The organism is Paracoccus sp. J56, from assembly GCF_019633685.1.
Taxonomy (GTDB): domain Bacteria; phylum Pseudomonadota; class Alphaproteobacteria; order Rhodobacterales; family Rhodobacteraceae; genus Paracoccus; species Paracoccus kondratievae.
This window is the reverse complement of sequence record NZ_JAFL01000022.1, coordinates 40,964-53,217: the sequence shown is the minus strand read 5'-3', so window position 1 is coordinate 53,217 and position 12,254 is coordinate 40,964. Positions and strand designations below refer to the sequence as shown.

10 protein-coding genes are annotated in these 12,254 nt (G+C 63.4%); 7 read left to right on the top strand and 3 right to left on the bottom strand.

Annotation, left to right across the window (positions count from 1 at the left end; genetic code table 11):
• From M511_RS14785 to M511_RS14760, 6 genes are all read left to right on the top strand, one after another.
• A partial coding sequence (locus M511_RS14785) for an IS5 family transposase (protein WP_139824603.1) occupies positions 1-336 on the top strand: 336 nt, incomplete at its 5' end.
• A gap of 83 nt (positions 337-419) precedes the next feature.
• Positions 420-824, top strand: coding sequence for a hypothetical protein (locus M511_RS14780; protein ID WP_176224562.1), 405 nt, complete (start codon positions 420-422; stop codon positions 822-824).
• Positions 825-1,160: 336 nt separating this feature from the next.
• Entirely contained in the window at positions 1,161-3,434 is a 2,274-nt protein-coding gene (locus tag M511_RS14775) for an AAA family ATPase (RefSeq protein WP_240547657.1), read from the top strand.
• 11 nt (positions 3,435-3,445) lie between these two features.
• Complete coding sequence (locus M511_RS14770; protein WP_254901064.1) at positions 3,446-4,504, top strand: hypothetical protein; 1,059 nt, start codon at positions 3,446-3,448, stop codon at positions 4,502-4,504.
• A 352-nt stretch (positions 4,505-4,856) separates the two neighbouring features.
• Positions 4,857-5,072: a hypothetical protein gene (locus M511_RS14765; RefSeq protein WP_085502599.1), complete on the top strand. Its 216-nt coding sequence runs from the start codon at positions 4,857-4,859 to the stop codon at positions 5,070-5,072.
• A 3-nt stretch (positions 5,073-5,075) separates the two neighbouring features.
• Positions 5,076-6,824 (top strand): recombinase family protein, encoded by a 1,749-nt coding sequence (locus tag M511_RS14760; RefSeq protein ID WP_085502598.1) that lies wholly within the window; start codon positions 5,076-5,078, stop codon positions 6,822-6,824.
• A gap of 21 nt (positions 6,825-6,845) precedes the next feature.
• Here M511_RS14760 and M511_RS14755 read toward each other — a convergent pair whose 3' ends face one another.
• The 3 genes from M511_RS14755 to M511_RS19290 all read right to left on the bottom strand — a co-directional run bounded on the left by M511_RS14755 (position 6,846) and on the right by M511_RS19290 (position 10,777).
• The gene (locus tag M511_RS14755; protein WP_085502597.1) at positions 6,846-7,160 is read right to left on the bottom strand and encodes a type II toxin-antitoxin system RelE/ParE family toxin; all 315 of its coding nucleotides are present in this window, start codon (positions 7,158-7,160) and stop codon (positions 6,846-6,848) included.
• Complete coding sequence (locus M511_RS14750; protein ID WP_220185190.1) at positions 7,157-7,423, bottom strand: hypothetical protein; 267 nt, start codon at positions 7,421-7,423, stop codon at positions 7,157-7,159. The genes M511_RS14755 and M511_RS14750 overlap by 4 nt, the downstream gene beginning before the upstream one ends.
• Positions 7,424-7,597: 174 nt before the next feature.
• Positions 7,598-10,777: a helicase-related protein gene (locus M511_RS19290; RefSeq protein WP_240547656.1), complete on the bottom strand. Its 3,180-nt coding sequence runs from the start codon at positions 10,775-10,777 to the stop codon at positions 7,598-7,600.
• Positions 10,778-11,110: 333 nt separating this feature from the next.
• Between M511_RS19290 and M511_RS19285 the strand changes: the two genes are divergently transcribed.
• Positions 11,111-12,169, top strand: a complete 1,059-nt coding sequence (locus M511_RS19285) for a hypothetical protein (RefSeq protein WP_240547655.1) — start codon at positions 11,111-11,113, stop codon at positions 12,167-12,169.
• The last annotated feature ends 85 nt before the right edge of the window (positions 12,170-12,254 follow it).

Below are 12,254 nucleotides of genomic sequence, written 5' to 3'. Positions count from 1 at the left end.
TTCGTCACCGCCGGTCAGGTCAGCGACTACATCGGTGCGCGGGCATTGCTGAGCAGCCTGCCGGATGTCGACTGGTTGCTCGGGGACCGCGGTTATGACGCCGACTGGTTCAGGGAAGCGTTGAAAGACAGGGGCATACGCGCCTGCATCCCTGGCCGGAAGCAGCGAAAGAAACCGGTGAAATACGACAAGCGCCGATATAAACGCCGCAACCGCATCGAGATCATGTTTGGCAGGCTCAAGGATTGGCGGCGTGTGGCAACACGATACGACCGCTGTCCGAAGGTCTTCCTCTCCGCCATCGCCTTAGCGGCGACCGTCATGTTCTGGCTATGATAGCTCAACGAGTCCTGACCCTAAAGAGACACAAACACCAGTTGGGGCTTCCCAAAGATGCTGAAGTCGAGGTTCTCCGGGTCGTGGCCATGCAGACCGGTCATGATGCCTGCGCCCGAGAGAAAGCCGCCCATGCGGAGTTTCGCCGTCTTTATCCGGAAACCGTAGTCCCGCAGCCGGAATACTCGGATCTGATGAATGTGGTGTCCGAGATCTATCGTCCGCAAGCCCTCGCCATTCTTCAAGAAACCCTGGACCGGATCGAGTCGGAGGTCGCCACGGGCGTGTTCATCCGGACTTCGAATGAACTGTCCAACCCCCGCCAGATCGCGAATGGTGACGATCCGGAAGCGCCGCATCCTGATCCGGAAGTTCGCACGCCCGGCGAAGCCGCAACCCGGACTCCGGAAGCCATGCTGCAGGATCGTGCCGCCGCGTGGCGTGACCGCCTCCCGATCCTGGACCGTCACTGGGGCCTGACCGGGTAACGGGGGCCGGGACGGGGCGTTCCGGATCACGCGACGAGACCATTTCGCCGATCCGGATGACCCCTGCGGCAGGGAGGGCGGCAGCGCGTCTCCCCGCGATCCGGAAGCCATGCCGCGCCGAAAGAATGTCAAGGCTGCCTTGCCGCCCGCATCCCGGACTCCGGATCCAAACAGCTTCGTCACCCCCGAACCCTGAAGGTTTCCGGATCCCCGCCTGCCTCACACCTGACACCGTCACCTCATCCCGCCCCCTGCGGGACCGCGCCCCTCCGCAACCGATGCTGCCGCCATCCGGAGATCCGGATGTCCCTCCCATCTCATACCCGGAATCTTGCCATGACCCAGACAATCGCAACCAGCCCCCGCAACCCCAATCCCGAATCCGGAACCCATAATCATCCCGTCTGGGGGCCATTGGCCCGCCAGGCCATTCGCCGCCTGCGGGCCGATCTGGCCGAGAGGCTGACCCCGTCCTGGGATCCGTGCCTCGACCCGGAAGACATGGATCTGCCCGAGCTGCTGGAGGCCGCGATGTCGCCTCCGGGCTCCGCTGCGCTTGATGCCTTGAACCGCAGCCCGGCGGCACAAAACATCTCCCCCGAAGAACATGACGCCATTGCGGACGCCGGCGGCGATCCGGCCGCCACCGCCGCCAACGGCACCTCGCAGCCCCGCATCCGCCTGCCCGCCGGCAAGTTGTTCCCACTGCTGCGCCTCGCCGCCAGTATTGGCAGCATCCCGGATCGCAATGCGATGCTGGTGCCGGGCGCGATCACGGTGATCGCGCGCGTCCCGGGTGATCTCATCGATCAGATCAACCGGCTCATGTCGCATCTTCTCCCTCAGGACATGTCCGTGGCCCTGTCACCTGGCCGTCTACCAAAGGGTCAGCCCTACGTGCTGCTGCTCAGCCCGGACATCTCGAACAACAAAGTCTCTGAACGCGCCGTGAGCGCATTTGCCGCCGATCTCGCGCGTGCTGTCGACATGCGCGCACCGATCGTGATCCTCTGGCCAGATGAGGCGGCCGTGCCCGCCATGCTGCAGCAAGCGCCAATCCAGCGCCGGGCCTTTGCGCCTCTGTCGGCGGAGATCCTGATGACCGCCCTGCGCGCCACGCATAGTGCCACCGGACGGATCGACGAGACTGCGGTTCGCACTGCCCTCCCGAACGACGCGGCCCTCTCCGACTTGGAGCCACTGGCCCTCAGTCTGGCGATGCGGGCGCCGAGTGCGAAGGCCGTTGCCGAACGGATCGTGACGCTGACGAACAAAGCCCCGCGCGCCGCAGCTGACGGCCCCTGGCTGGAAGACATCCACGGCAATACCCCGGCGCTGCAGGCCGCGCGCCAGATCACGCGCGACCTGCGCGTTTGGAAGACGGGTGAGGTCGCCTGGCAGGACCTGACCCGCACCCTGCTGCTCTACGGCCCGCCCGGCACCGGCAAATCGTGGATCGCCCGCGCGATGGGCAACAGCGCGGGGTTCAGCGTGGTGACCGGCACCTTCGGGCAGTGGCAGGCAGCGGGACATCTCGGCGACATGCTACGTGAGATGCGCAGGACGTTCAGCCAGGCACGCGCGCAGGCACCGACCGTGCTGATCATCGACGAGATCGACGCCGTCGGCTCGCGTGAAGATCGCGATCGGGATCGCCACAATCACAGCTACAGGGTCCAGGTGATCAACGCGTTTTTGGCCGAGATGGACGCCGTCGCGCGGGAGGAGGGCGTGATCGTCATCGGCACCTGCAATCATCCGGACCTGATCGACCCCGCTGTGTTGCGCGCAGGACGGTTCGACATGAAGGTCGCGTTGCCTTTGCCCGATGCCGATGGTTTGTTCAGCGTATTCCGGCACTGCCTGCCCGATTTGCGCGAGGTCGATCTGCGCGATCTTGCCGCGCGGGCTGTCGGCTGTTCTGCCGCCGATATCGATGCCGCGATCCGGCAAACGCGGGCAATCGCACGGGGACAAAAGCGTGACATGACGCTGGACGATCTGCGCCAAGTCTTCATCCTCGACCACGACCCGGCCATCGACCGCCGCGTCGCCCTCCATGAATGTGGCCACGCCATTATCTGCGCCGCCCTGAACCTCGGCCCGGTCCGCCGCATTTTCCTGAACCGCGACGGCGGCGGCGGCACGGTGTTCACCGCCAGAGAGAAGCCCGGACTGCTCAGCGACCTGCAAGACCGGCTGACCCAGATCCTCGCCGGTCGTGCCGCAGAACGCCTCGTTATCGGGGATATTTCGGCTGGCGCAGGCGGCAGTGCGGACTCAGACCTGGCCCAGGCGACGATGATCGCCACATCGATCCAGACACGATATGGACTCGGTGCCCAGGGCCCGGTCTGGACCGCAGATCCCGAGACCCTGATCGCGCTGGACCCCGACGTGCTGTTTCGTGTCCGCCGCGAGCTTGAGGCTGCCGAGAAGCGCGCTGTCCAGATTCTCAGCGTCCACCGCAACCTGCTCGAAGAGATGGCCGAGGCGCTGATGGCATCGCGCGACATGGACCGCACCGAGGCCCAGGACTGGCTCGCGCGGGTGCGCCATACCGCGCCGGACGACGATCATAACGCGCGCCCCGCGCCGCAACCGGAGTAGAGACTGAAGGGGTGACGCCCAACCGGCGATCACGCGTCACCCTGTCACACCACGCCCGCACAAATAATAGAGACAAAAAAACAAAAGAGCGGCAACGCCGCCAAACAAGCCCTCAAAACCAAAAACCGTGCTCCCTGCGGCGGGCCCTACCCGCCGCCCACTCCATTCCCCAGCGGAATAATAAGGAGAGAGCAAAAGACCGAGAACAAAAAACAAAAGATCAAAAAAACGCTTCGGGCATTTCGGCGCCGCAGTGCGTCCAATTCAAAGAAGAGAAAGATCAGGCGCAAAAGAACAACGTGATATGGCGCGGCACAATCAAATCCTCCGCCCGTGATGTCCTGACCCCTCTCCCCCCGGATATTCTCCCCAGATGGGACGATATCTGCGTCACCGTTCTCAGCCTCGCCCATCAACGCGGGCAATTATCATACCGGCTGCCGGACGGGTGCGAATCCCCCGAGGCTGCCGCGTGGTGGGGCCGGCGCGCGGGCGAGGTCCTGCCGCAGCCGAACATCACGGCCGCGCATGGGCTTGGCCCGGCCTGGGCCACCACGCAGGTGCTTTCGGTCCTCTGCGCGCTTGGTCTGGTCGGATCCGGTCAATGGGCCGCAGCCGCGGAACCGGTGCTCTGGCGCGAGGAGCCGCCGGAATGGGGTCTCGACATCGCCGCCGATCCGCGCTTCCGGCAGGCGCTGGACCGGGCCATCATCGAGATGCCCGCAGACATCCGCCACGAACTGGACCGGCTGGTCACGATCACCGAGGCGGACGTGACCGAGGGACTGATCCGGCGCGAGGCCCATCAGGAGGGGCTGCGCGCGGAATACGGCGCCAGCCGGGTGATCGGCCTGCCGCTCACCCGGGAAGCGGTAAAACAGGGCCTGATCTTCATCAGGATCCATGATCTGGATTGGCTATTCTTTTCGAACTGGCGGTGGCCGGACGGCTGGCTCCCCCCGTCAGAACGGAAACGGACGATGGAGATCTTCCACGACAGCCTCGCCATCCGCATGCGCAGGGCAGTCGTCAGGCGGCTATACCCGGACCGGCCGGAGTTTTCCGGATGAAGCATCGGGGCGATCTGGAAGCTGGATCATACGCCCTGCCCCGTAAAATCCGGATAATTCGCGCCCGATGTTCCGCTTCGCCCCAGCTCTCGCCCCGCCCGGCGATCAGGAGGCGGTCGTCGCGCGCTCCCAATGAGCCGCAGTCGTCCCTCGTCATCCCTCTTGAGGGTGAGATTTGCGTATTTTCAGGTGGTTATCCACATTCACGAGACACGAGAACCCAGTTTTCAGCTTAGAGAGCCGTTCCCATGCCCTATGATCATTCCAACAGCAGCGGGACCACCCGCACACAGGATCATCATCAGCGAACGCCGATGGGCCATGTCCCACGGCGCAGGGAGCAGCTCGGCCCATGGCGCGAGACCGGAGAGATATTGCCAGGAAGGACGGCGCCGCACAGACGGCGGCCGCCGCTTCGGCCCCTTCGGCCGATAGCACCGACAAAGCCCTTGCCCAGAATCACGAACCGCCGCACCCTGACCTTGTTCGCCTCGTCCAGCTGCTGGCGCGCCACGTCGCCCTGGCCGACATTGCCGCGCAGAAGGCAGCGCATCGCCCGAAGGAGTAACGCATGATCCAATCCCCCGCACTGCGCGCCGCGATCTATGCACGCTATTCTTCGGACAATCAGCGCGAGGCCTCACTTGAAGACCAGATCCGCATCTGCCGACGCCTGATCGCGCAGAAGGACTGGACCATTGCCGAAGTCTATACCGATGCCGCCATCTCCGGCGCATCGGCTCTGCGCCCTGGTTACCAGAAGTTGCAGGACGACGCCCGGCGCCGCCGGATCGACGTCATCGTCGCCGAAAGCATCGACCGGATCAGCCGCGATCAGGAACATATCGCCGCCTTCTACAAACAGGTCAGTTTTCTCGGCATCCCCCTGATCACCGTGGCCGAGGGCGAGATTTCCGAACTGCATATCGGGCTGAAGGGCACGATGTCGGCGCTCTACCTCAAGGACCTGGCCCAGAAGACCCATCGTGGCTTGGAGGGCCGGGTGCGCGACGGCAAGAGTGCCGGCGGCATCAGCTATGGCTATCGCGCCCGGCGCGAGTTGTGTGCCGATGGAACGCTCACCACCGGCGAACGGATGATCGACCCCGATCAGGCTGCGATCGTCACCCGCATCTTCACCGAATATGCCTCGGGACGTTCCGCCCGCGCCATCGCGGCGGCGCTGAACGACGAAGGCATCGCGTCGCCCGACAGCGGCAAGGGCGCGGGCACCTGGGGACCATCCACGATTTCCGGCAACTGGAAGCGCGGCACGGGGATCCTGAACAATGAGCTTTATATCGGCCGCCTCGTCTGGAACCGACAGCGTTTCGTGAAGGACCCGGCGACGCAGAAGCGTCAGGCCCGGCCGAACCCACCCGAGGACTGGATTATCGAAGAGGTGCCTGACCTGCGGATCATCCCCGATGACCTCTGGCATGCGACCAAGGAACGGCAAGGCGCGATCCGCGCCGATATGAACCCGGCGGGCGTCCAGTCTGCCCGGCCCCGGCCCGAACGCGCCCGCCGCCCGGACTACCTGTTCTCTGGCCTCGTCAAATGCGGCTGCTGCGGGGCGAGCTATACGCTGATCAACAAGACCCGTTACGGCTGCGCGGCGGCGCGCAACAAGGGCCACAGCATCTGCAGCAACCGTGCGACAATCCTGCGCGAAGAGGTCGAGGCCCGGGTGCTCGACGGGTTGCGCGAGAAGCTCCTGCACCCCGATCTGATCGCCGCCTTCGTCGAGGAATACCGCAAGGCGTTCAATGCCGCAGCGGGCGACCGCAGCAGCGACCGGGATAATGCCAGGCGCGACCTGAAGCAGATCCAGAAGAAGATCGCCGGCATCCTCGCCGCCATCGAGGACGGCATGTATCACCCGTCGATGAAGACGAAGATGGCGGATCTTGAAGCCCGGAAAGCGCAGCTCACGGCCTTCCTCGAAGATACCCCGGAGCCTCCGGCCCTGCGGCTGCATCCGCGCCTGTCGGATCTTTACCGCGAGAAGATCGCAAACCTTTCAGCAGCGCTTCAGGAACCGGGGATGAAGCTGGAAGCAACGCAGATCCTTCGGAGCCTGATCACCGAGATCCGGATGGTGCCCGAACCCGATGCGCCCGGCGGACACGAGATCGAACTGCTGGGCGAACTGGCCGGGATTCTGGCGCTTTCGGAGGCGGATACGACAAAGCCCCCGCGCTTGGCGAGGGCTGGTAAATCAGTCGAGTCGGAAACGATGGTTGCGGGGGCAGGATTTGTAAACTGTTTCGCAATGTCCAAAGCGATCATCCCGCCCTGCCTCACAATAGCAGCCTGAGGCCTTGCACGCAACGCATACTCAACTGCGCGCCCTGCTCCGCCGAACCCAATCCGCCCCGCCGTAGCTTACCGCATAGATGAAGACCTCGCGCACGTCATCATCGACTGCGAACACCACGATGCCCTTTCGTCCGGCCGGGATCGCCCGAAGCCCCGGAGAGATCTCATCGCGTCTGCTCCCCTTGTGCGGGGTCAGCGCGAGACTGCGGATCACCTGTTCGATTTCATCAAGCTTGGCCGCAGCACTGGATGCTCCCGCATAGTCAGAGATCCATTCGGCAATCCAGTCGAGGTCGTCGGCTACCGAAGGATGGAAGCGAATGCGGTAGGTCACCTCTCACCAGATGCCAGGCGGGCGCGAGCCCGGGCGAATACCTCATCACCATCAACGAAGGCATCGCGTGGCGTCTGCAGCCTGCTTCGGATCTCGTCGGCGAAGACACCGAGCGCGATCTCGCGCTCCTCCTCGTCCTGGATCATCTGCTCCAGCGCAGCCGCGACGAGCGCAGATTGCGAGGCGAAGACACCTGCCCCGACCTTCTCCGTCAGGAAACGGTGATGGCGGTCCGTGAAACTCAGCGTGGTTTTAACTGTCATGAAAGCCCCCACAGTATGACTACATCATACCTGAAGCAGCTTCGGACTCAATCCATTTCGACGAGCAGCATACAGCATACAGATGATCAATCTGCATTCATCAGCCGGACCTCCCCGAACACCCCACATGCTTCAATAGCAACTTCACCCCCGAGATTCCTTCACCATTCGCGCCTATGTTTTACTTATCGCAATCGGTGCGCCGGCCATTTTGTCCCCACTGACACCGAAGACCGCAACGGTGATCGCCCTGGCCTGCGCCGCGTCCGACGCACTAAAATCATGCCGATGCACCCCATCGACTCGCCATCCTCCAAAGCCCTGATCAAGGTGGATCGTCAGTTGACGCCCATCTTTCAAGGTGATCGCCAGGCTTCTGTTATGCGCCATCTTTGCCTTTGTAAGCAGACGGACATCCGCTCCCGGCACCAGTTGGCACATGACCTCACGCCGCGCCGTGTCGGCGGGAAATGTGTCGTGAAGGAAGCGTGGCTCTTCTCGCGGCCTGCCAGCGAAGGCCAGCGTGATCTCCTTGCGGGCGTCACCTGCGCCCGGCGCAGATTTCAGCACCTCGGACAAAAGCCGAAGCGTGTAGGGTGAAAGCAGATAGCGATCACTGTAAGATAAGCTTTGCACTCCGACAGACTGCATCGCTGCGATCTCCAGCGGAGCCTTTCCTGACAACCAGGACCAGAACCGCCGTCCAAAGCCAGAGGCAGGTCCATCCACATCTGTGCCGATATTCAAAAGATGGGCATTACCCACACCAAGTTCGATCAGCTTCTGCACAGACAATTTTGCACCGATTGCCAACTCGGGTGCAGGCCCCATCAGCACCGGCGCTGTCGTCCCGCTTCCCCATTCAGCCCCCGGAAATGCCTCTGGCGGCCCCATAACCGCGAGAGCCTCGCCACCGACACCGCAATCCAGACTGAGGAAAACCGGGGCATCGCCTGCCATCGGCAGCTGATCCACGCGATGAAAGTCGGCTACCGATGACAAAGCAAAGATCGCCAGTTTGCGAGAAAGATCGAACCCAGCTGCCGTCAAAGCTGTGGCTGGCAAGTGAATACGGGGGCGAACCCCGGCCTCCGACATCTTTGCAAGAAGCCGCCGCATCCGCCAGGAGCCAAAATCCCACTCCCCCGGATCGCCATGAAGCCAGATGTCTAGAGAACGCAACCGCCCTGATTGCAACCGCTCGGCGACGAGATCTGTAGCGCTTCGACCCGCCAACCTCGTCCGGGGTCCAAATACCTGCTCACTCGCATCCAGGGCCAACCGCATGCGCAACGCCTGCGCCAGATCGCGCGCACCGGGCCGATCAAGAACAATATCACGCCGGTTGAGATCAGGGCGCAGGATGCACGACGGGCAGCCCTTGCGGCAGCCGTCCGGACAATCCAGCAAAACAAGAGCGCGGTCGAGACAGGCCTCCAGCATCGACGGCTCGGCCATACGCGCAACAAGCCCTGCCCCGCCGGCAGCCCGATCATGAAGGAACAGCGACAGGCGCGCATCCTGTGCTGGCCCGGTCGAACGATCCGTCGCCGGGCCGATTTCGTCCGGCTCGACCCCCAGTCTCTCGGCCAGTGCCTCACGCAAAGCCGCAGCCAGGGCTAGGACCGCTCCGGCAGCAGGGTCGGCAGGCAGCTGCCATTCCCAAACATCTGTTCGCATGATCTGGGCCAGATGCACATTGTGCTGAATGCGTCCGGGCGTATTGGCCGATGGACAATACCCATCATGGGTCAGCTTCAGTCGGCGCCCCAACAGCAACGGCCGGTGAGAACGCATCGTCTTCGACGTGACAGTGGGGATGCCCGGCTGCGGCCTCGGCTCCGCCTCTGCGCGCCCACAATCAAGACAGATGGCGAATCCACCCCCCAATGGCCCCGCCACGGAGGGTGCCACCAACCCCGCCGGATCTGCGCGCATCCGCCCGACGCCATCGCCAAGCGCAATCCAGTCACCACCATGGGCCGAAAGGCGCAAGGGATCGGTTTCAACATGGGCAAGATTTTCATAGCCGACATGGGCAGGTTTAGCCCCGAGGAAACCGGCAGGCCGCAGCACCTTGCGATAACGCAGACCGCTGTGTCCACAGCGCGGACAAACAGCGGGTTCGCCTGCTTCAAGGTCAAAAGAGTGACAGGCATCGCAGGACCACAACGTGCGCAAATCCTCAAGCCTCGAGGCATCTGTGCCTGCCTCCCACGCCGGCAAGATTCCTTCCGACTGGTGAACGAGACCATCAATCACCAGTTCCGCGCCCGGTGCATATTCCCGGATCGCCTGATCAAGCGGGCGCGATGCCGTGCCACGGCGGAGGTGGCTGGTTCCCTCATCCGCATCAGCTGGACTCTGGGACAAATTGGCGAAGGTCACCACATCGGTCGGGAAGCCATAGGCCGGCGTAAAGCCGCGCCGTGCCAATTCTCCAAGCAAGAACTCCCCTGCAAGACGCCGCGCCCTGAGTTCCATTGCCTTGCGTGCATCTTTGTCAGCTGCCGCCTCCGCACCTTCAAGCAAAGTGCGATGTTCGGTGCGCCAACGCGAAACCAGACGCTCGAACGCATCATGGCATTGCGCGACAAGCGCATACACCGGGCGAGCCTCGAGGCATGTGCCCATAACCAATGGCGCGATCCGGCTCGCCTGCGCTTCTCCCCACGCGCCGGCAAGCGCAATCAAGAAGGCGTCGGCCATGGCCTCGGGAAGAACCGGCAGATCGGCCGCCTCCCCTGCCCCGAGGAATGCACCGATGCTACCCCTGACGTCCTGTCCGCCGTTCCCGGACAGCCATGCCGTCAACAGGGCGGCGTTGACATGGCGCTGCACCAGCGAGGGGCTGTCGAACCAGACCTTCGGCGCAACGATGGGTCGGCGCAGAAAATCGGCCGGGCTTTCGAAAACCCGGCGATCAAGTGGCAGGTCACGGCAGAAGGTCAGGGTAAAGGCCCAGGGCTCCCCCCGTCGGCCGGCCCGGCCCGCACGTTGCCGATAGTTCGAAAGCGCGGGCGGCACGTTGGAGTTTACCACCAATCGCACATCAGCGATATCAACCCCCATCTCCATCGTGGTCGAACAGTTGAGCAGATTGATGCGCCCCTCGCGGAACTTTTCCTCGTAACGTTGTAGCGTTGCCCGTGGAATCTGCGCGGAATGCTCCTGCGCCCGGATATAGGGCGGGAAGGCAGCAAGCCGGTCGTGCAGATCTGTCCAAATTCCGCGTCCACGCAAAACGGCCACCTCGGGGGCTGTCTCGGTCCAACGAGCGACCTCTGCCCGTTGATCGGGTGTCAGTCCGCCGGCATTGGCGACGGGCAGGCGCGGCATGGTGATCTCTGTCATGACTTGCAGGGGGTCGTTCGGACTGCGACCGCCCGCAGACCAGCCATAGGGCCTGCGCGTGACCGGGCAGAGCCAGGCACGATCCAGCCGCTCGACGGCGGCGCGCGAGAAATCCAGACGCCAGGCGCCTTGCCCCGTGTCGCGTGCGGCATTGGTGCATATCATCGCCCAAAGAGTGTCCAGAACCTCTCCTGCCCGGTCCTGATCCAACGCCGAATCCGGGCTGCCACCCGTCAACGCATAGATCAGCTGCACCAGCTTGTGACGCTCAGTCCTGGGTCCCGGCCAACGCCTGGCACGGTCCGGCATCTGGTCGGGGGGAGTATTTGCCGCATGGATCGTATTCAGCCGTCCAAAGCGCGGCGCAACAAGCGGCACCATATCCAGCGGCATCTCGACCGACAGCGCCTGACGGAACACCATATCGGCAGCCAGATGCGCAAGGGCTGCCCATCCCTCAGCGTCAATCCCTGCTTGTGCAAGCGGAGCCGGCGGCCCGAAAAGACGCGCCTGCTCCGCCATCTTCGGGAATGTCAGACGCAGCAAGCCCATCGTCTCGGGGTTGTTCTGGACACGCGGGCGACGGAACAGTTCGCGAAACAGAAAGGCTTCGGCAAGTTTCACCGGATCATCGGCCATTTCCTTGCCGATGCGGCGGCTGCGCCAAATGTCACCGGCAAACTCCGCCAGATCGACATGCCCTGCAAAGCGCTGCACCAGATCGCGCCAGGCGACCGGCGCAGACGCAGCTCCGGTCAACATCGTCAACTCGCGTTCTTTGTCGTCAGCCATATCGTCGAACCCCACGGCCCGAAGCTTTGCCACCTCGCCTTGGAGTTTTGCAACACGGGCAGGGTCGGCAGTCTCCCCCTCCTGCACCCTGTGCCAAAGAAAGGCCCGGGTCAGACTTCGCTCCGCATCCTGTTGCAATTTGGCGGCAAGGCGCGCGACACCCTGACGACTGTCGGTAAAAGTCAGTGCCCGCCGCCCACCGGCGGGCAAACCGGGCACTTGTTCTGGCGGCACTATGTCTTCAATCAGCCCACCAAGCGCATTGCCCAACAGGAAGGCGGGGCCGAAATGCAGACCCATCAATCGGGCGGAACCGGCACTGTCACAACAGTTTCGATCAGCCGGATCATAAAACAATTGCATCCTGCGGCCACGGACGCCATCTGGTATCGCATTGTCATAGATGCGCCCGTCATCGGCGAGCCATATTCCATCCCCGGCAGACAGCCAGGCAAAACCGCGATCCGCTTCGCCCCCCTCCCCCTCTTCAGGCTCTGCATCAAGCGCGTAGTCGTCCCCTTCGTCCGGCTCGGGCGGCTCCAATCGGGGCTCTGCCCCCCCATGGTAAATACCTTGCAAGAAGACCTGCCCACAGTCTGAACAGGAAACCACTTCGTAAACCGGTGCGCCACAATCGCAACGTGACCGTGCCGAGAACCAGACCGCACCAAAGGGCCAACCCGCT